This is a genomic window from Pseudomonas sp. LBUM1663 (assembly GCF_059695905.1).
Genome location: NZ_CP166792.1, coordinates 3482601 through 3506236, shown reverse-complemented (window position 1 = coordinate 3506236; position 23636 = coordinate 3482601). Strand labels below are relative to the sequence as shown.

The following is a 23636-nucleotide window of genomic DNA, read 5'->3' as shown; positions in this document are numbered from 1 at the left end:
TCAGGAGAAACACTCATGAGCATTACTCGTTACGGCACCGGCAGCACCGCCGCTGGCGGTCAGCCTCGCCCTTTCGCCCGCGCCGTTGAAGCCGATGGCTGGCTGCACGTTTCCGGGCAGGTGCCGGCGGTGGACGGCGAGATCATTACCGGTGGCATCGTCGAGCAGACCCACCAGACCATGAAGAACCTGATCGCGATTCTCGAAGAGGCCGGTTATGGCCTGGAAGACGTGGTGCGTGCTGGCGTGTGGCTGGAGGATCCGCGGGATTTCACCAGTTTCAACAAGGTCTTCTCCGAGTACTTCAAAAGCGAGCACGCACCGGCCCGGGCCTGCGTGCAGGCGAACATGATGGTCGACTGCAAGGTAGAGATCGACTGCATCGCCTACAAGAAAAAGGCCTAAACCGTGGCGGGCCCATCGCGGGCAAGCCACGCTCCCACAGGGCAACGCAATCTAATGTGGGAGCTGGCCTGCCAGCGATGGCGGCCTAACAGTCGCCACCGCACTCTGGTTAAACTCCCGGCACTTTTATGGGAACCACTGACATGACCGAAGACACCATCAAGCGCCGGGCTCGCGGTCTGGACCGGGCGTTCGATATCCTCGATTTCCTCAAGGAAGTCGGCAAACCGCTGCGCCCGAATGAAATCGCCAGCGGCATCGACAGCCCGAAATCCACGATCTACGAACTGGTTGCTTCCCTGCTGGAACGACGCATCCTCGAACCCGTGGGCAAGGACGGTCACGTCTACCTCGGCCGTCAGCTGTACTTCCTCGGCCAAGCGCATTTGCGTCATTTCGACCTGACCCGCGAGGCTGATCACGCCTTGCAGGACATCGTCAGCCAGACCCATGAAACTGCGCAGATGTGCCTGCTCAACGGGCGCAAATACACCGTGGCGCTGATGAAAGAGGGCGAGCGGCATTTTCGTATTTCCTCGGACATCGGCGAGAACGCGCCAATCCCCTGGACCGCGTCCGGGCGTCTGCTGCTGGCGCACCTGAGTGATCAGGAGATCATCGACCTGATCGACCACGACGACTTCATCCTGCCCGACGGCGAACGCCTGCCGCTGGAGCAGTTTCTCAAGGAAATCCGTCAGGCCGGTATCGATGGCTTTTTCTCTTTCGATAGCGTCGCCGACACCTTCACCCATTGCTTCGCCGCCCCGGTCAAAGACCCGAGCGGCGTAGCCATTGCGACCCTGTGCATCGTTGCCCCACGGGACGACGCCAAGAACAATTACAACGACTATCGCCGGGTGCTGATCGACAGCGCCAATAGCCTGGCCCGGCGTATCAATGAATAACATCGGCTGCCTGCAGCCGTGAATGTGAGGAATTCGACCATGTCTTCTGCCCAAAACACTGCCGCCGTGGAAAAGGGCTTTGCCCAGACCGGCGCCAATCTGGTACGCGACGTCAGCCTGCCTGCACTGGTGCTGCACCGCGAAGCGCTGGAGCACAACATTCGCTGGATGCAGGCGTTTGTCAGTAACAGCGGCGCCGAACTCGCGCCCCACGGCAAAACCAGCATGACGCCTGCGCTGTTCCGTCGCCAACTGGATGCTGGCGCCTGGGGCATCACCCTGGCCAGCGCCACGCAAACCCGCGCGGCCTATGCCCATGGTGTGCGTCGGGTGCTGATGGCCAACCAATTGGTCGGTACGCCGAACATGGCGCTGATCGCCGATCTGCTGGCGGACCCGACGTTCGACTTCCATTGCATGGTCGATCACCCGGACAACGTCGCTGACCTGGGCGCGTATTTCGCCTCGCGCGGTGTGCGCCTGAACGTGATGATCGAGTACGGCGTGGTCGGCGGCCGTTGCGGTTGCCGCAGTGAAGCGCAAGTGGTCGCGCTGGCCAAAGCCATCAACGCCCAACCGGCGCTGGCGTTGACCGGCATCGAAGGCTACGAAGGCGTGATCCACGGTGATCATGCGGTTACGGGCATTCGTGAGTTCGCCGCCTCCCTGGTGCGCCTGGCCGTGCAGTTGCAGGACAGCGGGGCTTTTGCGATTGCCAAGCCGATCATTACCGCGTCGGGTTCGGCCTGGTACGACTTGATCGCCGAATCTTTCGAAGCGCAGAACGCCGGTGGACGTTTCCTCAGCGTGTTGCGCCCCGGCAGCTACGTGGCTCACGACCATGGCATCTACAAAGAAGCGCAATGCTGCGTGCTCGACCGCCGCAGTGATCTGCACGAAGGCCTGCGCCCGGCACTGGAAGTCTGGGCACATGTGCAGTCGTTGCCGGAGCCGGGTTTCGCGGTGATCGCCTTGGGTAAGCGCGACGTGGCCTACGACGCCGGTTTACCGGTGCCGCTGCTGCGTTACAAGGCCGGTGTGGTGCCGGCGAATGGCGATGACGTGAGTGCGTGCATGGTGACGGCGGTGATGGACCAGCACGCGTTCATGACCGTGGCGCCGGGGGTTGAGTTGCGGGTGGGCGACATCATTTCGTTCGGCACGTCGCACCCGTGCCTGACGTTCGACAAGTGGCGCACGGGGTGTCTGGTGGATGAGCAACTGAACGTCATCGAAACCATGGAAACCTGTTTCTAAGGTTTGAGACCGAGGCGCGGCGTTCGCCAGCAAGCCGGCTCCTACAGGGGAAACGCATTCCATTGTAGGAGCCGGCTTGCTGGCGATGACGGCCGCCCAGACAACATCGCGGCACCAGAGACCCCACAACAATGAACACCATCAACACCCTCGGCCCCAACACCCCGCGCATCGCCCTCATCGGCGAGTGCATGATCGAGTTGCAACAGCGCGCCGACGGCACGCTGCAACAAAGCTTCGGCGGCGATACGTTGAACACCGCGGTCTACCTGTCTCGGGAACTCGGCACGAGCGGCGTCGTCGATTACGTCACCGCGCTGGGCGACGACAGTTTCAGCGATGCCATGTGCAAGACCTGGGCCGACGAATGCATCGGGTTGGGCATGGTCCAGCGCCTGCCCGGGCGACTACCCGGTTTGTACTGCATCCAGACTGATGCGGCGGGCGAGCGACGCTTCCTCTATTGGCGCAACGAAGCGGCCGTGCGCGATTGCTTCACGACCCCGGCCGCCGCGCCGATCCTGGCGGCGCTGCCGGATTACGACGTGCTGTATTTCAGCGGCATCACCCTGGCGGTGCTCGGCGCGCAAGGTCGAGAGAAGTTGCTGGAAACCCTCATTGAGGCCCGGCAGCGGGATGCGCGGATTGTGTTCGACAACAACTACCGGCCACGCTTGTGGGCGACAGTCGAAGAGGCGCGGGCGGCTTATCGCAGCGTCTTGCCCTATGTCGATCTGGCGTTGTTGACGGTCGATGACGAGCAAGCGTTGTTTCATTTTTCCGATTGCGAGACGGTGTTTGCCGCTTACGAGCAGATCGGCACCCCCGAAGTGGTGCTCAAGCGTGGTGCCGAGGCGTGTCTGATTCGGTGTGATGGCGAGTCGTTCGAGGTGCCCGCGCAGAAGGTCGAACGGGTGGTGGACACCACGGCAGCGGGGGATTCGTTCAGCGCGGCGTATCTGGCCAGTCGGCTCAAGGGCGGGAGTGCGGTTGAGGCCGCTGAAGCGGGGCATCGGTTGGCGAGTCGGGTGATTCAAGTGCCCGGAGCGCTGATCCCCAAAGATTGAAACAAGCTTTTGTGGCGAGGGAGCTTGCTCCCGTTCGGGTGCGCAGCGGCCGTAAATTGGGGCCGCTACGCAGCCCAGCGGGAGCAAGCTCCCTCGCCACAGGGCCTTTAAGCCAAACCCATCAGTCCCGGTAAAACACCTGCACCAGGTGATAGCCGAATTTGCTCTTGATCGGCCCATGCACCACGCGTAATGGCTTTTTGAAGATCACCGCGTCGATCACCCCGACCATTTGCCCGGGCCGCACTTCACCCAGATCGCCGCCGCGTTTGCCGGACGGGCAGGTGGAGTATTTCTTGGCCAGCACATCAAAGGCTTCGCCCTTGGCGATGCGTTGTTTGAGCTGCTCGGCTTCTTCCGAGGTTTTCACCAGAATATGGCGGGCTTGAGCTTTCATTGGGGCATACCTTGCAACGGTGGTGGCTATGTTGATGCCAGCGGGGGCGCGCGATTATGCCTCAACTCACTCCGGTTGGCCGATCATCGTGCGAATCTTGTTGGCCAACAGGTCGATGGAAAACGGTTTGGCGACCATGTCCATGCCTTCTTCCAGGAAACCCTGGCGTTCGGCGGCTTTCTCCGCATAACCGGTCATGAACAGCACCTTGAGTTCGGGGCGATGCTGACGAGCGATCTCCGCCAGTTGTCGGCCGTTCATGCCCGGCAGGCCCACATCAGTCACCAGCAGATCGACCCGCAGGTCCGACTCCAGCAAGGGGAGGGCGGTCTTTGCATCCTCGGCTTCATGTGCGTGATAGCCCAGTTCGTTGAGCAGGTCGAGCACCAGCATCCGTACTGCCGGATCATCCTCCACCAGCACCACGGTTTCACCGGCAATCGCCGCCGGCGCCTCGCCGGTCAACGGCAGCAAGACGTTTTGCGGTTCTGTTGTGTGCAACCGCGGTAAGTACAAGCGCACGCTGGTGCCCTTGCCCGGCAAACTGAACAGGTTGACATGTCCCCCCGACTGCTGGGCGAACCCGTAAATCATCGACAAACCCAGGCCGGTACCCTGGCCGATGGGTTTGGTGGTGAAGAACGGGTCGAAGGCTTTGGCCAATACCGACGGTGTCATCCCGCTGCCGTTGTCGCTGACGGCAATCATCACGTAATCCCCGGCCTTGACCGATTCCAATGTGGTGATGTCGCTGTCGTCGAGGTACACATTAGCGGTTTCAATCAGCAACTCGCCACCATCGGGCATGGCGTCCCGGGCGTTGATGACGAGGTTGAGCAGCGCGTTTTCCAGTTGGCTGACGTCGGTGCTGACCGGCCAGACCTCGTCGGCCAGCAGCAGCTTGAGCTCGATGTGTTCGCCCTTGGTGCGGCTGAGCAAATCTTCCAGTGAGTGCACCAGATCATTAGCGTTCAGCGGCCTGCGATCCAGCGACTGACGCCGGGAGAATGCCAACAGGCGATGGGTCAGGGCCGCAGCGCGATTGGCTGAGGACACCGCCGCTTCGGTGAAGCGGCCAATCTCGGCGGTTCGCCCGTCAGCGATATAGCGCTGCATCAGGTCGAGACTGCCGATAATCCCGGTCAGCATGTTGTTGAAGTCGTGGGCGATGCCGCCGGTAAGCTGCCCGACCGCTTCCATTTTCTGCGCGTGGCGCAAGGCGTCTTCCGCGCGTTCGCGCTCGAACATCTCGTTTTTCAGCCGCTGGTTGGCTTCGGCCAGTTGCTGGGTACGGGCGGCGACCCGTTCCTCAAGGGTATCGTTGAGATTGCGCAGTGCCTCTTCCGTCTGTTTGCGCTCGGTTTCGTCGATTACGAAGATGTAGAAACCATTCACCGCGCCATCCGGACCGTGACGTGGCAGGTAGTTCATCAGCGCATGCCGCGTGCTGCCATCCCGGTGGGGAGCATCAATGCTGAAACAGCACGGCTTGCCAGTCAGCGCCTCGGCAATGTGCTCGGCACGCAGGGCATAGGCGTCCTCGCCCAGCACTTCACGAATGGTGCGGCCATAGAGTTCCTGCGGTGTCAGGCCAAACCAGTCCAGATAAGCGGCGTTGTTCAGGCGAAAGCGTTCCTCACTGTCCACGTAGCTGATCAGGATGGGCATGGCGTTGATGATCAGCTGCAGCTCGGTCTGGCTCTGGCGCAGGGCTTGCTCGGTGAGTTTGCGTTCGGTCAGATCCAGCGCGGCCCCAAGGAACCGGATCGGCCGGCCATGGTGGTCCTTGTAGCAGCGACCGCGGGCAAACACCCAGCGCAGGTGACCGCTGGGTTGCAGCAGGCGATATTCCTCGGCGTATTCGGTGCCGTGGGTGATGGAATATTTGATGCTGCGGGCGACCATTGCGCGATCTTCCGGGTGCACGGCCTGGAGGTAGGCGCTGATGGGCAACTGATTGGCGAGCAGCGGGTCGATGTTGTGCAGTTCGGCGAAACGCGCGTCGGCGATGAAGCGGTCTTCGCCGATGTCCCAATCCCAGGTGCCGACGGCGTCGGTGGCCGCCAGCGCCAGTTGCAGGCGCTGTTCGGTTTCGTGCTGGGCCTTGAGGCTGGCGGCCGACCGCTGTTCGAGTTCCAGCGCGATGCGGCGGCGTTCATTGGTTTCGATGGCAGTGACCAGAATGCCGGCGACCTGAGCTTTTTCATCGCGGATAGGACTGTAGGTCAGGTCCAGCCAGAAGTCGGAATCATCCTCGTCGCGCTGCAAGGTAAAACGTTGTTCGCTGTAGGTTCGCACCTGGCCTTGTAGGACGGCGCTGTAAATGGGGTCGGTAAAGTCCTGGAGTTCTGGCCAGATCTGGTGCGTCGGTTGTCCGAAAGCGTGCGGATGCTTGCTGCCGGCGAGGAGGGCGAAGCCGTCGTTGTAGATCTGCGTGAGCTGCGGCCCCCAGAGCAACAGCATCGGCATCGGTGAATGAATCACGATGTCGACCGCGGTACGCAGGCTCTGTGGCCAGGTACTGGCAGCGCCCAGCGGGGTGCGTGTCCAGTCCAGTCTGGCGATCAAGGCCTGGGCATCGCTGCCCGTCGGTGATGCGTTCATCAAATTGTCCTGCGCTTAAGTCGGTGTGGCGGCGTCTACTATCCTTGCAGGGTGGTAGACGCTGGATGACCCGCCATGGGTCATTGTTTTTTCATTGAATGCTTCGCGGGTGCTTTTTGCCATGGAAATCGATGCACTGTTGCAGATACTGGCTGACCGGAACGGATCCGATCTCTATCTCTCCACCGGCGCGCCACCCAGTGCGCGGTTCGACGGCGTGCTCAAGCCGTTGACCGATCAGCCGTTCAAGCCGGGAGAAGTCGCGGCCATTGCCGAGTCCATCATGGACGCCGAACAGCGCCTGGAGTTCGACCGGGAACTGGAGATGAACCTGGCGATCTCCCTGGCGGGTGTCGGGCGCTTTCGGGTCAACATCTTCAAGCAACGCAACGATGTGTCAATCGTGGCACGCAACATCAAGCTCGACATCCCGCGTTTCGAAGACCTCAAACTACCGGCGGTGCTGCTCGAAACCGTGATGCTGAAACAGGGATTGATGCTGTTCGTCGGTGCCACCGATTGCGGCAAGTCTACCTCTCTCGCGGCGTTGATCGATTATCGCAACCGCCACAGCACTGGCCACATCGTCACCATCGAAGACCCGATCGAGTACATCCATCGGCACAAGCAGTCGATCATCAACCAGCGCGAGGTCGGCGTTGATACCCGCAGTTTTCATGCTGCGTTGAAAAATACCCTGCGCCAGGCCCCGGACGTGGTGCTGATCGGCGAAATCCGCGACCGCGAAACCATGGAGCATGCGCTGGCATTTGCCGATACCGGTCATCTGGTGATCTCTACGTTGCACGCGCACAACGCCCATCAGGCGCTGGACCGCATCATCAATTTCTTTCCCGAAGAGCGGCGGATGCAGTTGCTGCATGACTTGAGCAACAACCTGAAAGCGTTTGTTTCCCAACGACTGGTGCGTACTCGCGACGGTCAGCGCAGGGCGGCAGTGGAAGTGATGTTGGGTACAGCGACGATTGCTGACTTGATGAGACGCAATGAACTCGATGAACTAAAAAACATCATGGAGAAGTCTGCTGAGTTCGGTATGCAGACGTTTGATGGGGCACTGTATGCACTAGTGGTGGAAGGCGCAATCAGTGAGGAGGAGGCACTAAAACATGCGGACTCGCTGAGTAATCTGAAATTGCGCCTTAAACTTTATGGCGCAGGGGCTTCGGCCGTTAATATGCGTAGCGGAGACTGGGGTTTGGTGGATTGATTAGGTTGTTAGCGTGAGTGGTTATGAAATATTGCCTTATGACAGTTTTACTGTTTAGTTATTCTTCGGTGAGCCAGGATTAACGTTCGTTGAATTAATCGGTGAGCTAATTTCATAAGGTTGTTATATGTCTGCTACGTTTAAATATAAAGACTATCAGTTGTCCGGGGCGGTTTCCGAAGTTCAACATCTTTGGTTAAAGGCCGATGCGGCTGAGCGACAGGTGGTCGTGCGCTTATTGCAAAGTGTCTTCGAGGATCAAGAGGACGAAGGGCCCTACCATTGGCAAGGCTACGAGTTTGAGCTGGCGAAAGGTTCTTCGCTGTATGAAGTCCATATGCCAGGCCGAGTGGCATGGAATAACCTGGCCAACTACACGGTCGTAATGGATGAACTCCGTCGCCACCGCCCCGAGAACATGGCAGCGACCCGTATCAACGAAAGCGGCGGGCTTGAGATATTCCGAAAAGACCGGTTAGTGTGGGACGTCGTCGACGTGAATATTGTCCAGGAGTCCCACTATTATCAGAAGCTTCTGGTGATAGGTGATAATGCCAAACAAGCCGGTGGTTACATTTATAGCGAAGATTTCGTCGATGTGGACCAATGGCTGAAGTTTCATGGCCTGACGGTTCCAAGGACTGCCAGCGAAACAAAAAACCTGATCGCGCTTTTCGAGTTCGATCCTGAGGTTGATGAGTTGGGTAACTATTGGGGGCAGCTTGTTACGGATGATCCGTCGTTAGCCGTCTTGTCGGTTGAGCAGCGCGACGCCATTCGGCAGGTCACCCAGCGTGTCGCCAAAAACACCAAACTGCTGGATAAGTTGTTCCGCGAAACGGGGCGCGTCATTGCGACGCACGATAATGCCGCTGAGCGGATTGTTCAGTTGATCAAGCATCCGGTGGCCCAAGCCTATGCCAGGAAACTCCTGGAGGAGTCGGCCTGGTTCGGCGCGCAATCCGGGCAAGACGTCTCTTCACAAGATCTTGAGCAACTGCTGGTAACCAGCCTGTTGCTGGATCTTTATCCGTCTCTGGGTAGCACCCAAGACCGCAAGCGTATTGCCGGGTTCGCTCTGTATGCGCCGAGCAACGTTGAGCGGTCGCCGGCCATGGTGCGCGAGGAACTGCAGGCCTTTCTCTATACCAAAGGCTGGGTTGATCCTGGCGCGGCGGCGCTGGCGTGTCATCTGCTGCTGGCGGACATAGCGCCGGAATTTCTGGTCAAGGGCGTGCCAGCATCGATGACGATGGGCTCGGTTGCCTGGGTCACCTTTTGCCATGGCGTTGCTCTGGCGGAAGCGGTCAGGAAGGGTGCGTCGCGTGTGCTGACGTATGCGCAGATCATGGCGTATGTCGAACTGGAACCTGTCAGCGAACCGCTGTCCCGACTGCGGGAGTTGGCAATGATCGATCCGATCGTTGACTGGGCGCTATTGAATGGCGTTATCAGCGCAAGCGAGCTGACTCAAGCGGCAAAGGAAACCACCGAGCGGGCAATCACGGCGTTCCAGGCATACGCGGAGAACTTCACCCATCTGGCGAGCGTCTATTCCATCCCCATGCCCAACCGCGAAACCATCGCGCGCGAAGCGTTGAAAGGAGCGGTGCCGGAGTGTGATTTTCTCGACGATAAAGTGCTTTATCAACACCCCGGCCTTTATGCATCCCCCAACCCTATGTCGATGGTCGGCTTGCACATGTCGGCGGATCTTGCGGGTGGACAATGGGATTTTCGCGCGGTATTTCCCGACAACGTTATTTCCAAAACGCCTGATTTGTTGGCCGGTGTGACCAATCAAAAAAGACCCACTCACTACGATCCCTCCGTCACCAGCCTTTATAGCCGCTTTCCAAGGTTACGGAGCCTGCCGGCCAACAATGTCGAATACCATCGCCTGTTACGGGATTATCTCGGCAATTTGAACAAAGCGCTGGCGACCAATGTGAAGTTGGCCCTTTCACACATGCTTGCCCATGATCTGGAGATTTTTCTAAAAGGTAAGATCGCCTTTTTTACCGTTCGTCTTCCAGCGATCAGAACCGAGTCTTACTTCTCATTATCGCCGGTGCCTATTTCAACGACCTACGAAACCCAGCAAAGTAACGATGCTGTGAAGGGGCGTTTTGGCATCGTTATGTTCGCTGCCCACGGCAATGCGGTTGCATGTTATGAGCTGTTTACCTTGCGGGGTGAATTACGGAAAAACACCACGCTGGCCTCGCTGATAACCTCAACCGGCAAATTGCGGACTGCCGCCCGAATGGATTTAAACGGGGAGCTGAATGCACATCAGCGACCTGCGACTCCCGAATTATTGCCTCTTTCGGTTGTTGAATACACTAGCGGCGTTTCCGCTGAGGCTGACGCCAGCAGCACCATGGGGATTATTGAAAAACTGGGTGAGCTCCCCGCACCAGCGTCTGTGACGGCGCGGCAGCAGAGTAACTACCGTAATTTCGGTAATCCGCAGCTGTTGCGAATTGCCGAGTTCGTTGTGAACAATCATCCGTTGCGCACATTTGACGAAATCGAGTTAATGGCCACGGTGCCGACAGCACTTGAAACAGAACGCAAGAATGGCGAAGAGACTGCAGATTACATCGTGAATCTGGTGGTTCCGTTCAAGAAGTGCATCGAGGATTTGTCTTCTGGAGAACACAATAAAGTCGTTGACGGGATCTACGGTTGCGTCATGGACTCTATGGCGTTGGGCGGCGCATTTGTGGGGGCTGGCGCCAAAGCGCTGTGCATCTCGTCGAAGGCGGTCTCCTTGTCGTCCAAAGGCGCCCGCCTGACCAAACTGGCGTTTCTGACATCCGTTTCCCTCTTCAACCCCGTGGATGATGTGCCAACGGTGTTTTATGGTGCCGGGAAACTCATCCACAAGGGCACGTTACGGTTCAGCAGGCAGGCTGAAGAGCTTCTCGGACTGGCAAAGTCCCAGTTGGGCAGACTCCATGGCAGCCACAAATCCTATGACCTGGTCCGCGCAGCCAGTAACGTCAACACCGGACAGGGTACCTGGCGACCCCGTGGTGCAATCGGTGAGGGACTCACGGTGGTGGCGGCCCGCAACAATTTTCAATGGTATGCCCTCGACCGTCTGGGCAAGGCCTGGGGGCCTAAACTCGACAACTTTGCCTATGTGGCCCCTGTCCGCCTGCCGCGAATTACCCAGACATTGCCCATCAGTTACACCCGCCAGTTCATTGAGCAAAGTCTGCCGCGGGCCCGGACGAAAATCGAAAACGCGATCAACGCCTTGACCCATCGTGACTTTGGGTCGCAGCGCAACCTCGTTGCCAGACTGCTGATGGGAAGCGATTCGAACGATGCAATCAATCAGTTGTTGAACTACTTGAGGGCGGTCAGGGCTGACTTTGCGGGCGTTTCCATCAGTAACTTCATCCTTGATCCACTCAAGGACACCCATCACATTGCGGCTTTCGACACGAGCGCTTACCAGCAGTGGAAAGGTGCAGCCGGGCAATCCGACGCGAAGTTCATTGAAATCTATACGCCTAATCTCAACCGGCACTTCATTGATCTGGGATTCAACCATGACGTCGTCGCAGACGACTTGATCCATGAGCTGTTTCACGGACCTGCGCAGATCGGTGATGTCGCCTATGCCCGCGACGCCGGCAACGCTGGCGGTGGACAGTCCCTGGACGTGGCGTCGCTGCTGAACCTGGCCTCCGGGCGGCTTGCGGTGACAGATGAAGGCAATGCCCGTCACGCCAGTTCCAAAGCCTTTGAAAACGCCGACTCACTGGCGGTAGTCACTTCGCTGCTGAGCCAGTTGCACACCGACGAGGGCGGGTTTGACCGCAACATGTCCCTCCTGCGAAACACACTTGAAGCAAACCCCGACAGCGCGATCGTCGATCCGGTGCGGATCACGTTGAACCATTCCGTGACTGCGCAGAGGCGTGCCTCTGGCACAGGCAGGCCAGGCACGAGCGTTCAATAGAACCGTTAAAAAGCGAGTTCCGGCCGATCCCGAAATTGCTCCAACGCCTCGGGATTGGCCAGCGCATCGGTGTTCTTCACCTTCTGTCCATGCACCACATTCTTCACCGCCAGCTCAACGACCTTGCCGCTGATGGTCCTTGGGATATCGGTCACCGTGACGATCTTCGCCGGTACATGCCGCGGGGTGGTGTTGGCGCGGATGACCTGGCGGATCTGCTGTTGCAAGGCCTCATCCAGCTCGACGCCGTCGCGCAACTTCACGAACAGCACCACCCGCACGTCATCTTGCCATTGCTGACCAATGGCCACGCTGTCCAGCACCTGCTGGACCTTCTCCACCTGACGATAGATTTCCGCCGTGCCGATGCGCACGCCGCCGGGGTTGAGCACCGCGTCCGAGCGGCCGTGGATCATCATCGCGCCGTGGGGCAGTTGTTCGGCGTAATCGCCCTGGGCCCAGACGCCGGGGAACTGACTGAAATATGAAGCGTGCAGCTTCTCTTGCTGCGGGTCGTTCCAGAAACCAATGGGCATGGCCGGGAAGTGCCGGGTGCACACCAGTTCACCTTTCTCGCCGATCACAGGCTTGCCATCGTCGTTCCAGACTTCGACCGCCATGCCCAGGCTCTTGCCCTGGATTTCGCCGCGACGCACGGGCTCAAAAGGATTGCTGTTCACAAAGCACGAAACGATGTCGGTGCCGCCGGACATCGAGGCCAGGCACAGGTCGCTCTTGAGGTCACGATAAACGTAATCGTAACTCTGCGGCGACAGCGCGGAACCGGTGCAGAGCAGGGTTTTGAGGCTGCTCAGGTCATGGCTCTCGCGGGGTTTGACGCCATGGGTTTCCAGGGTTGCGAGGAATTTGGGGCTGGTGCCAAAGACGCTGATGCGTTCATCGTCGATCAGGTCGATCAAACGCTGGGGATCTGGATGAAACGGCGAGCCGTCGTACAGCACCACGGAGCTACCCACGGCCAAGGCCGAGACCAGCCAGTTCCACATCATCCAGCCGCAGGTGGTGTAGTAGAACAGTCGGTCGCCGGGGCCGAGATCGCAATGCAGGCCATGTTCCTTGACGTGTTGCAGCAATACGCCGCCGGTGCTGTGGACGATGCATTTTGGCACGCCAGTGGTGCCGCTGGAGTAGAGGATGTACAGCGGATGGGCGAACGGCACGGAGGCGAAATCCGGCTCGCCGCCGATATCGTAGAAATCATCCCAAAGCGTCACGTTGGCCCGGGTGTGGAAATGCTCGATGTGTGCCTGTGGCCGGGCATAAGGCACCACGATCAACTGCTGCAACGACGGCAGGCGTTCGAGGATTTCATTGACCTTGGCAGTCTGGTCGACGTCCTTGCCGGCGTAGCGGTATCCGGCGCAGGTGATGAGCACTTTCGGTTCGATCTGGCCGAAGCGGTCGATGACGCCCTGGGTACCGAAGTCCGGTGATGAACAAGACCAGATCGCCCCCAGGCTAGTGGTGCCGAGCATGGCCACCAGGGTTTGCCAGGTGTTGGGCATGCACGCGGCGACGCGGTCGCCGAGGCCGACACCGGCGGCTTTCAGACTGTTTTGAAAACCGGCGACATGCTCGGCGAGTTCGGCCCAGGTCAGGTGTTCACGCTGGCCGTTCTCGCCAATGGCAATTACCGCCACGGCATCGTCGCGACGGCGCAGCAGGTGTTCGGCGAAATTCAGGGTGGCGCCGGGGAACCACTCGGCGCTCGGCATTTGCGGGCCTTCCAACAGCACCGCATCCGGTTGGTCGTGGAAACGGATGTCGAAGAAGTCGACGATCGCCTGCCAAAAGGCTTCGCGCCGGTCGATGGAAAATTGGTGCAGGGCGGGGTAGTCATCGAGGTGGATGTTGTGCCGCTTTACGATGAAGCGCCGGAAGGCTTCCATGCGGGTTTTGCTGATGCGCTCGGCGCTGGGTTGCCAGAGGATGTCGGACATGGCTTGCCTCTTTTTTCTTATGCGTACACACAGGCTACTGTGGAGCGAGCTTTTGTGGCGAGGGAGCTTGCTCCCGCTGGGTGGCGAAGCCGCCCCAAATGGTTCGTTCAGACCGTTTGCGGCTGCTGCGCACCCGAGCGGGAGCAAGCTCCCTCGCCACAGGGGTGTTGACTGATTACTGCGCCAACCACCCACCATCAATATTCCACGCCGCGCCGCGCACCTGGCTTCCGGCCTCACTGCACAGGAACAACACCAGTTCGCCCAATTGCGGCGGCGTGACGAATTCCAGCGACGGCTGCTTCTCCGCCAGCAAATCATGCTGCGCCTGTTGCGGCTCGATCCCGGTCGCGATGCGATCATCAATCTGCTTCTGCACCAGCGGCGTCAACACCCAGCCCGGGCAAATGGCGTTGCAGGTCACATTCGTCGTTGCCGTTTCCAGCCCGACGACCTTGGTCAAGCCGATCACGCCATGTTTGGCCGCGACGTAGGCGGCTTTACCCACCGAGCCCACTTGGCCATGCACCGAGGCGATGTTGATGATCCGTCCCCAGCCCTTGGCGCGCATGCCCGGCAGGCTCAAGCGGGTGCTGTGGAACACCGAGGACAGGTTGATCGCAATGATCGAGTCCCAACGTTCTACCGGGAACGCTTCGACCGGCGCCACGTGCTGGATGCCAGCGTTGTTCACCAGAATGTCGACGCCGCCGAATTCACGCTCGGCGTAGGCGATCATGTCGGCGATCTGCGCCGGGTCACTGACGTCGGCTGGATGATGGCCGACCTTGCCACCGAATTGCTCAACCTCGGCAATCACTTTGGACGCATCGCCGAAACCGTTGAGGATCAGATTGGCGCCGGCCTTGGCCAGGCTCAGGGCTATCCCTAAGCCAATGCCGCTGGTGGAGCCGGTGACCAGTGCGGTCTTGCCCGAAAGAGTCGTCATGTATACCTCACACAATGCCAGTGGCGTAGAAAGTACCGATCACCACAAAAACCGCCAGGGTCTTGATCAGCGTAATACAGAAAATGTCTTTGTAGGCTTCTCGGTGGGTCAGGCCGGTCACCGCCAGCAAGGTAATCACCGCGCCGTTGTGCGGCAGGGTGTCCATGCCGCCACTGGCCATCGCCGCCACCCGGTGCAGCACTTCCAGCGGGATGTTGGCGGCATGGGCCGCGGCGATGAAGTCATTGGCCATGGCCGCCAGCGCAATGCTCATGCCGCCCGATGCCGAACCGGTGATGCCGGCCAGCAGGGTCACGGTAATCGCTTCGTTGACCAGCGGATTGGGAATGCTCTTGAGCCAGTCGGCCAATACCAGGAAGCCCGGCAAGGAGGCGATCACCGCACCAAAACCATATTCCGACGCAGTGTTCATCGCCGCCAGCAGCGAACCGCTGACCGCACTTCGACTGCCTTCGGCCAACTTGCCGCGAATCGCCTGGAAGCCGAACACCAGCACCATGATGATGCCCACCAGCAAGGCCGCCTGAACCGCCCAGATCGCCGTGAGCTTGGCGATTTCAGTGGTCACCGGCGCGGCCATGCCCGGCAGCGCAAGGCTGTGGGTCTTGCCGTACCACTGCGGAATCCACTGGGTAAACAGCAGGTTCATGATGCCCACCGCCAGCAGCGGTGAAAGGGCGATCCACGGGTTCGGCAGTTTGATGTCGGCCGCGGTTTCCGGCTCGTTGCGCAGTTCGGTGCCATACCCTTCACCAGCGGCCTGGGCCTTGTTGCGCTGGCGCTGGAGAAACAGCATGCCGGCGCAGAACACGAAGATCGCGCCGATCACGCCCAGCCAAGGCGCGGCCCACGCCGTGGTGTTGAAGAAGGTGCTGGGAATGATGTTCTGGATCTGCGGGGTGCCGGGCAGGGCGTCCATGGTGAACGAGAACGCACCGAGGGCGATGGTTGCCGGGATGAGCCGCTTGGGGATGTTGCTCTGGCGGAACATTTCAGCGGCAAACGGATAGACCGCAAACACCACCACAAACAGCGATACGCCGCCGTAAGTCAGCAGGGCGCAGACCAGAACGATTACTAGCATGGCCTGGCGGGTGCCGAGCAGCCGAATTGCTGCCGCGACGATGGAGCGCGAGAAACCCGACAGCTCGATCAGCTTGCCGAACACCGCGCCGAGCAGGAACACCGGGAAATACAGTTTGATGAAACCGACCATTTTTTCCATGAACACCCCGGTGAAGGCTGGGGCGACGGCGGACGGGTCGGTGAGCAAGACGGCGCCGAGGGCGGCAATCGGGGCGAATAGAATAACGCTGTAGCCACGGTAAGCAGCCAGCATCAGCAGCGAGAGAGCTGCCAAGGCAATGATCACACTCATGGTGTGTCTCCTGGATTGTTATTTTTGTAGGTGGATCTTTTGTGGGAGAGGGCTTTAGCGAGATTCGTGCCATGAATGCAACATGTTGAAATACAAGGATATTTATCTGTTTGTGTAGAGAATTTAACTTTTTTGTCTCTGTTTTGAGATTTTTGGCGGCTGTGCGGACGTCTTCGCGGGCAAGGCACGCTCCCACAGGGTTTTGTGTTGGGCCAGGATTGCGCAGAAAACACATAACCTGTGGGAGCGTGGCTTGCCCGCGAAGAGGCCCTGTCTACTAATAGAGATCAATGTCTCTTTACAGAGACTCAGCAATCCCCAGCGCCACCATCTTCTTATACAAAGTAGACCGCCCAAGCCCCAACCGTGCCGCCGCTTCAATCACCTTGCCCCCGCATTGCGCCAGGGCTGTTTCTATCAACTGCCGGTCAAACCGCTCCCGCGCCTCACTGAATGTTTCATGCGCGAGCGCCTCAATCGCCCTCGGCGCCACACGCTCCACCGGCGTAAACGTCCCGATTGCCGCGCGGATGTCCCCTGCATTCAGCACCAGGTCGTCACTGAGCAGCGCCGCGCGCTCCAGCACATTGCGCAGTTCGCGGATATTGCCCGGCCAGGCATGCTGCCCCAGCAAATCCAACGCTTCGGTGTTCAACTCATGCTGGCTGCGCAATTCTTCAAGGATCGCTTCACTGAGCGCTGGCAAGTCATCAAGACGATCACGCAGGGGCGGTACGTTGATCGGCAGCACGTTGAGGCGGTAATACAAATCGGCGCGAAATTCGCCGCGCTTGATCGCCGCTTCCAGATCGGTGGAGGTGGCTGCAATTACTCGCACATCACTCTGGATCACTTCATTGGAACCGACCGGCTCGAACTCCTTCTCCTGCAGCACGCGCAGCAACTTGCTTTGCAGCGGCAGCGGCATGTCGCCGATTTCATCGAGAAACAGCGTGCCGCCCTGGGCGATCTGCAACTTGCCGGCCCGGCCCTTGCGATCGGCGCCGGTGAAGGCGCCCGGCGCTGTGCCGAAAAATTCGGCTTCCAGCAACGACTCGGGAATTGCCGCGCTGTTGATGCTGACGAAAGCTTTGTGCGCACGTGGCGACGCACCGTGGATCGCCTGGGCCAGCAGCTCCTTGCCGGTGCCGGTCTCACCGAGCAACAGCACCGGTGACTCGGCACTGGCACTGCGCCGGGCGCGGCGTTTGACTTCCAGGCTGGCGGCGCTGGTCCCGATGAAGTGAGCGAAGTTGTATTTGGTTTGGCGCGACCGCAGCAACGAGCGGGTAGAGGCCAGTTCTTCCTGCATGCTCAGGTAGCGTTTGAGCATCGGTGACAGGCTGTGCAGCTCGTCGAACAGCGCAAAACCAATGGCGCCAATCACGGCGCCCGCGTCGTCGTGGATCGGCAAACGCATGACCACCAGCGGTTCTTTCGGCGTGTCCTGCATATCCAGCAAGATCGGCCGGCCGGTGCGAACCACCTCACGTAACAAGCTGCCCGGTATCACGCTTTCGCACGCTTTGCCGATCGCCACTTCGGCGGACTCCAGACCGAAGCGGCGGGCATAGCGCTCGTTCATCCAGACGATGTTCGCATCGCGGTCGACAATCACCGTGCCCTCGCTGGATTGCTCGATGATCTCGAACAGCGAACGGATCGCCAGCAGGCGAACGCGCTGGTAATCCTTTAGGCTTTCGGTGGTGTTCATAGAGGTCAGATCCAGAATATGTATTGTCTTGGAGGGCCCTATCGCTAGCAGGCTAGCTCCCACAGTGGACCGCGATTCAATGTGGGAGCTAGCCTGCTAGCGATTGTGGCGACGCGGCCCTATGCCTACCGCTGATGCGCCGCCGCCAACAGCTCTTTGGTGTACGGATGCTGCGGCGAATCGAACACGTCGTGGCTGGCACCGCGTTCCACCACTTTGCCGTCCTTGATCACGATCATGTCGTGGGCCAGGGCACGTACCACCGCCAGGTCGTGGCTGATGAACAGATAGGTCAGGCCGTGTTTTTCCTGAAGCTGGCGGAGCAGGGCGACCACTTGTTTCTGCACGGTGCGATCCAGTGCCGACGTCGGTTCATCCAGCAGAATCAGCGCCGGTTTCAGCACCAGCGCCCGGGCAATGGCGATGCGCTGACGTTGGCCGCCGGAGAACTCGTGGGGATAGCGATCACGGCTTTGCGGGTCGAGGCCGACTTCTTCCAGCGCGCGGATCACTTCGGCTTTGCACTCTTGCTCCGTCAACTGGCTATGCACTTCAAGCCCTTCGCTGATGATCTGCGCCACGGACATGCGCGGGCTGAGGCTGCCGAAGGGGTCCTGGAACACCACCTGCATCTTCTTGCGCCATGGCCGCAACTGCTTTTGCGTCAGACCGTCCAGCGCCTCGCCCTGAAAGCGAATGCTGCCTTCAGAGTCAAGCAAACGCAGGATCGCCTGGCCCAGGGTCGACTTGCCCGAACCGGACTCGCCAACGATGCCCAAGGTTTTGCCGCGTTGAATGTTGAGGCTGATGCCGTCCACCGCGTTCAGGTAAGTTTTACGCTGGAACAAGCCGCCACCGAGGGCAAACTGCACGCGCAGGTTGTCCACCTCCAGCACGTTCTCGCGCTCGTCCCGGGGCAGGGCTTCGCCTTCTGGTTCGGCGTTCAGCAGCACGCAACTGTAGGGATGTTTCGGTTCAGTGAAGATCGTTTCGCACGTGGCCTCTTCGACGATTTCCCCGGCCTTCATCACGCACACGCGCTGAGCGATGCTGCGCACCAGATTGAGGTCGTGGCTGATCAACAGCAGCGACATGCCGAGCCGCTGTTGCAGGGACTTGAGCAGAATCAGAATCTTGCGCTGCACCGTCACGTCCAGCGCCGTGGTGGGTTCGTCGGCGATCAGCAACTGCGGCTCGCAGGCCAGGGCCATGGCGATCATCACCCGTTGCCGCTGGCCACCGGACAGCTGATGGGGATAGGCCTTGAGCCGCTCTTTGGGTTTCTGGATGCCGACCAGTTGCAGCAACTCCAGAATCCGCGTTTGCGCCGCCTTGCCCGTCAGGCCCTTGTGCACCAGCAGGGTTTCGCCGATCTGCTTTTCGATGCTGTGTAACGGATTGAGCGAGGTCATCGGTTCCTGGAAGATCATCGCGATCCGGTTGCCGCGCAGTTCACGCAACACCTGGGGCGGGGCACCGAGCAATTCCTTGCCGCGATAGCGAATGCTGCCCGTGGTCCGGGTGCCGGTCTCGGGCAGCAGTTGCAGGATCGAGTGGGCGGTCACCGATTTGCCGGAGCCCGACTCGCCGACCAATGCCAGGCATTCGCCGGGATGGATGTCCAGGCACAGGTTGCGCACCACCGTCTGGCCATTGAAGGCCACACTGAGGTCACGGATTTCGATCAGGTTGGTACTCATATCAACAGTCCGCGTCAGGATCGTGGGTCAAAGGCATCACGCAACGCCTCGCCGATAAACACCAATAAGGAAAGTATCAGCGCCAGGGTGAAAAACGCGGTCAGCCCCAGCCACGGCGCTTGCAGGTTCTGCTTGCCCTGGCCGATCAACTCGCCCAGCGATGCGCTGCCCGCCGGCATGCCGAAGCCGAGGAAATCCAGGGCCGTCAGGGTGGAGATGGCCCCGGTGAGAATGAACGGCAGGTAGCTCAAGGTCGCATTCATGGCGTTGGGCAGAATATGCCGGACAATCACTTTTCGATCCGTGAGGCCCAACGCCCGGGCGGCTTTGACGTATTCCAGGTTGCGCCCGCGCAGGAACTCGGCACGCACCACGTCGACCAGCGCCAGCCAGGAAAACAGCGCCATGATCCCCAGCAGCCACCAGAAATTCGGCTCGACAAACCCGGACAGAATGATCAGCAGGTACAGCACCGGCAGCCCGGACCAGACCTCCAGCAAGCGTTGACCCAACAGGTCGACCCAGCCGCCGTAATAGCCTTGCAGCGCACCGGCGGCGATGCCGATCAACGCACTGACAAACGTCAGCATCAACGCGAACAGGATTGACACCCGCGCCCCGAAAATCACCCGGGCCATGACGTCCCGGGACTGGTCGTCGGTGCCTAGCCAATTGACACTCGATGGCGGGCTCGGTGCCGGTTTATTGAGTTCATAGTTGGGCGTGTCATCGCTGAATGGGATCGGCGGGAACAGCATCCATCCTCCGTCCTTGTGAATCAGCTTCTGCACATAGTCGCTGCGATAATCAGCCTGAAATGGCAGTTGCCCTCCGAATTCCTGCTCGGTGTGGCGCTTGAACACCGGGAAGTACCACTGCCCCTGATAACTGACCACCAGCGGCTTGTCGTTGGCAATCAATTCACCGCCCAACGTCAGCAGAAACAGGCCGATGAACAGCCACAGCGACCACCAGCCCCGACGGTTTTTCTTGAAGCGTTCAAAGCGGCGACGGCCTAACGGCGAGAGCTTGAACATCAGGCGTTCCTCGCGGCGAAGTCGATACGCGGGTCGACCAGGGTGTAGCAGAGGTCGCCGATCAGTTTTATCAGAAGCCCGAACAGCGTGAAGATAAACAGCGAGCCGAACACCACCGGATAGTCTCGCGACACGGCAGCCTCATAGCTCATGCGCCCCAGGCCATCGAGGGAGAAAATCACCTCGATCAGCAGGGAGCCGGCGAAGAACACGCTGATGAACGCCTGGGGAATCCCCGACACCACCAACAACATGGCATTGCGGAACACATGGCCGTACAGCACGCGTCGTTCGCTCAAGCCTTTGGCCCGTGCGGTGACCACATACTGGCGCGTGATTTCATTGAGGAACGAATTCTTGGTGAGAATCGTCAGCGTGGCGAAACCGCCGATCACCAGCGCCGTCACCGGCAACACCAAGTGCCAGAAGTAATCGGCGATCTTGCCCACGGTTGACAGCGATTCGAAGTTGTCCGAGACCAGGCCGCGCACCGGAAACCAGTTCAGCGAGGTGCCACCGGCGAAGACCACGATCAGGAACATCGCGAACAGGAACGCCGGCATCGCGTAACCGATGATGATTGCCGTGCTGCTCCAGATGTCGAAATGGCTGCCATGGTGCACGGCCTTGCGGATACCGAGCGGTATCGACACAAGGTAGGTGATCAGGGTCGCCCATAGCCCGAGGGAAATGGTCACCGGCATTTTTTCCAGGATCAGGTCGGTGACGGTCGCGCCGCGGAAGAAGCTCTTGCCAAAGTCCAGGCGCGCGTAACTCGTGAGCATAAGCCACAGGCGTTCGGGTGCCGGCTTGTCAAAGCCGTACTGCTTTTCGATGTCTTTGATCAGTTGCGGGTCGAGGCCGCGACTGGCCCGGGAGGTGCCGGACAGGGTTTCGCCGGAGCCGCCGCCGACACTGGCGCCACCGATGCCTTGCAAGTGGGCGATGGCCTGTTCCACCGGACCGCCCGGCGCGGCCTGGACGATGACGAAGTTGACCAGGAGAATGATCACCAGCGTCGGGATGATCAGCAGCAGGCGCCGCAGTATGTAAGCCCACATCAATGCGGCCCTCCGGGTGTGCCACGGCGGATTTTTTCGGCCGTCATCTGCTGGTTGGTCAGTGGCGTAGTGCTCACTTCCCACCAGCTTTCGATGGCTTCGTCATTACTGGCCTGCTCGTCGGGCATGCCGAACCGGTTCCACCACACCGTCGAAGTGCCCGGCGGGTAATAGTTGGGAATCCAGTAGTAGTTCCATTGCAGCACCCGGTCGAGTGCGTGGGCGTAACGCAGCATTTGCGGTTGGGTGTCGGCGCGGACCAGCCCGTTGATCAGGGTGTCGACCGCCGGGTTCTTCAGCACCATGTAGTTATTCGCGCCGGGATCGTTGGCTGAGATCGAACCAAAGTAGTTGAACAGCTCGCCACCCGGTGAAGTGGTGACCGGGTAGCCAGTGACGATCATGTCGTAATCGCGGCTCATCAGGCGATTCACGTACTGGGACGAGTCGATGCGGCGAATGTTCAGGTCGATACCGATCTGTTTCAAGGTGCGTTTGTATGGCAAGAGCAATCGGTCCATGCCGTTCTGGCTGACCAGAAAAGTGAAGCTCAACGGCGTGCCCTCGGCGTTGATCAGTTGGTCGCCGTCGGGTTTCCAGCCGGCCTGCTCGAGTAAGTCCAGCGCTTGCAACTGTTTGTCGCGAATCAGACCGCTACCATCGGTTTTCGGTGCTTCAAAGACTTTGGTGAAGACTTCGTCGGGGATCTGCCCACGCAGCGGCTCGAGAATGGCCAGCTCTCCCGCGTCCGGCAGCTTGCGGGCGGCGAGGTCGGTGTTGGAAAAGAAGCTCTGCTGGCGGATGTACAGGTCGCGCATCATCTGCCGATTGCTCCACTCGAAATCCCAGAGCATGGCCAGGGCCTGGCGCACACGGCGGTCTTGGAACATCGGGTTTTGCAGGTTGAAGACAAACCCCTGGGCCGATTGCGGGGCCTCTGTGGCCAGATGCGCTTTTTGCAGGCGGCCGTCGCTCAGGGCCGGGCTTTCGTAGCCGATGGAGTAACCGGTCGCGGAGAATTCGCGGTTGTAGTCGTAGGCGCCGCCACGCAAGACCTGGCGTGCGACGTCGGTATCGCCGAAGTACTCGATGCTGAAATGATCGAAGTTGTAGAGGCCGCGGCTGACCGGCAAATCCTTGCCCCACCAGGTGGCGTTGCGCTCGAAGGTGATGCTGCGACCGGAGTCGACCTTGCCCACCTTATAAGGACCGCTGCCCAATGGCGCCTCATAACCACCGCCATTGGCGAAGTCGCGGCTCTTCCACCAGTGTTCGGGAAATACCGGCAACGTGGCGATGTCGAGAGGCAGGGTGCGGTTTTCGTTGCTCTTGAAGTCGAACCGGACCGTTAGCGGCGCTTCGACCTCGACGCCTTTGACGTCGGCAAACTGGGTGCGATAGCGCAGGCTGCCCTGGGTCATCAGCAGGTCGAAGGTGTAGCGCACGTCCTGGGCGGTGATCGGTGTGCCGTCGGCGAAACGCGCCTTCGGGTCCAAGTAGAAGCGCAGCGACATACCGTCGTCGGAGCGCTCCATTTTCTGTGCCACCAGGCCGTACACGGTATAGGGTTCGTCCAGCGAACGCTGGGCCAGGGGCGAGTAGATCAAGCCGTCGATCTGCGTGACACCAATGCCTTTGTCGATGTACGGCAATATATGGTCGAAATGCCCGATCTCGATGGCCGAGCGTCGCATCGTGCCGCCCTTGGGGGCTCGCGGGTTGGCGTAGGCGAAATGACTGAAGCCGGCGGGGTACTTCGCCGGTTCGCCGTACACGGTCAACGCATGTTGCGGTGCTGCATTCACTCCGCCGGCACCCAATAGCAGGGCCACGGCAGTGAACAACAAAGTGGGGAAAGCCAGTCGCATTGTCAGCCTTAGAGCCGGGTGGTCGATAACCGCAATTTGTACGCTAGCGGCGCGTCCCTCGCCAGCCGTATTACGTATCCGAAACACAACGGCCCACCA

At 59.8% G+C, this 23636-nt stretch carries 16 protein-coding genes; 6 read left to right on the top strand and 10 right to left on the bottom strand.

Annotated features, from left to right (window positions below):
* Positions 1-15: 15 nt before the first annotated feature.
* The 4 genes from ACA075_RS15920 to ACA075_RS15905 all read left to right on the top strand — a co-directional run bounded on the left by ACA075_RS15920 (position 16) and on the right by ACA075_RS15905 (position 3637).
* A complete protein-coding gene (locus tag ACA075_RS15920; protein WP_497293752.1) occupies positions 16-405 on the top strand; it encodes a RidA family protein in 390 nt (129 codons plus the stop codon).
* A 143-nt stretch (positions 406-548) separates the two neighbouring features.
* A complete protein-coding gene (locus tag ACA075_RS15915) occupies positions 549-1313 on the top strand; it encodes an IclR family transcriptional regulator (protein WP_010460880.1) in 765 nt (254 codons plus the stop codon).
* 39 nt (positions 1314-1352) lie between these two features.
* On the top strand, positions 1353-2570 hold the full coding sequence (locus ACA075_RS15910; RefSeq protein ID WP_497293750.1) for an amino acid deaminase: 1218 nt from the start codon (positions 1353-1355) through the stop codon (positions 2568-2570).
* 131 nt (positions 2571-2701) lie between these two features.
* On the top strand, positions 2702-3637 hold the full coding sequence (locus tag ACA075_RS15905; RefSeq protein ID WP_497293748.1) for a sugar kinase: 936 nt from the start codon (positions 2702-2704) through the stop codon (positions 3635-3637).
* 121 nt (positions 3638-3758) lie between these two features.
* On the opposite strand, the gene ACA075_RS15900 is transcribed toward ACA075_RS15905, so the two are convergent.
* Both ACA075_RS15900 and ACA075_RS15895 read right to left on the bottom strand, forming a co-directional pair.
* Positions 3759-4034, bottom strand: coding sequence for a peptidylprolyl isomerase (locus ACA075_RS15900; RefSeq protein WP_007898282.1), 276 nt, complete (start codon positions 4032-4034; stop codon positions 3759-3761).
* 66 nt (positions 4035-4100) lie between these two features.
* Positions 4101-6638: a hybrid sensor histidine kinase/response regulator gene (locus ACA075_RS15895; RefSeq protein WP_497293746.1), complete on the bottom strand. Its 2538-nt coding sequence runs from the start codon at positions 6636-6638 to the stop codon at positions 4101-4103.
* Between the two features lie 121 nt (positions 6639-6759).
* Here ACA075_RS15895 and ACA075_RS15890 point away from each other — a divergent pair, with 121 nt between their 5' ends.
* Positions 6760-7869, top strand: coding sequence for a PilT/PilU family type 4a pilus ATPase (locus tag ACA075_RS15890; RefSeq protein WP_497293744.1), 1110 nt, complete (start codon positions 6760-6762; stop codon positions 7867-7869).
* Between the two features lie 127 nt (positions 7870-7996).
* A complete protein-coding gene (locus tag ACA075_RS15885; RefSeq protein WP_497293742.1) occupies positions 7997-11848 on the top strand; it encodes a hypothetical protein in 3852 nt (1283 codons plus the stop codon).
* A gap of 5 nt (positions 11849-11853) precedes the next feature.
* Here the strand turns inward: ACA075_RS15885 and ACA075_RS15880 are convergent, their stop codons facing one another.
* From ACA075_RS15880 to ACA075_RS15845, 8 genes are all read right to left on the bottom strand, one after another.
* Positions 11854-13809: an acetoacetate--CoA ligase gene (locus tag ACA075_RS15880; protein ID WP_497293740.1), complete on the bottom strand. Its 1956-nt coding sequence runs from the start codon at positions 13807-13809 to the stop codon at positions 11854-11856.
* Between the two features lie 175 nt (positions 13810-13984).
* Positions 13985-14758 carry a 3-hydroxybutyrate dehydrogenase gene (gene hbdH, locus ACA075_RS15875; protein ID WP_497293739.1) on the bottom strand — a complete coding sequence of 258 codons (774 nt, stop codon included), beginning with the start codon at positions 14756-14758 and terminating at the stop codon, positions 13985-13987.
* Between the two features lie 7 nt (positions 14759-14765).
* Complete coding sequence (locus tag ACA075_RS15870; protein WP_497293737.1) at positions 14766-16157, bottom strand: GntP family permease; 1392 nt, start codon at positions 16155-16157, stop codon at positions 14766-14768.
* A 298-nt stretch (positions 16158-16455) separates the two neighbouring features.
* Positions 16456-17871 carry a sigma-54 interaction domain-containing protein gene (locus ACA075_RS15865; RefSeq protein WP_497293735.1) on the bottom strand — a complete coding sequence of 472 codons (1416 nt, stop codon included), beginning with the start codon at positions 17869-17871 and terminating at the stop codon, positions 16456-16458.
* Between the two features lie 125 nt (positions 17872-17996).
* A complete protein-coding gene (locus ACA075_RS15860; protein WP_497293734.1) occupies positions 17997-19571 on the bottom strand; it encodes an ABC transporter ATP-binding protein in 1575 nt (524 codons plus the stop codon).
* Between the two features lie 14 nt (positions 19572-19585).
* On the bottom strand, positions 19586-20608 hold the full coding sequence (locus tag ACA075_RS15855) for an ABC transporter permease (RefSeq protein WP_219097205.1): 1023 nt from the start codon (positions 20606-20608) through the stop codon (positions 19586-19588).
* Complete coding sequence (locus tag ACA075_RS15850; protein WP_497293732.1) at positions 20608-21669, bottom strand: microcin C ABC transporter permease YejB; 1062 nt, start codon at positions 21667-21669, stop codon at positions 20608-20610. Before ACA075_RS15850 ends, ACA075_RS15855 begins: the two co-directional genes overlap by 1 nt.
* A complete protein-coding gene (locus tag ACA075_RS15845) occupies positions 21669-23537 on the bottom strand; it encodes an extracellular solute-binding protein (RefSeq protein WP_497293731.1) in 1869 nt (622 codons plus the stop codon). The genes ACA075_RS15850 and ACA075_RS15845 overlap by 1 nt, the downstream gene beginning before the upstream one ends.
* Positions 23538-23636: the final 99 nt, after the last annotated feature.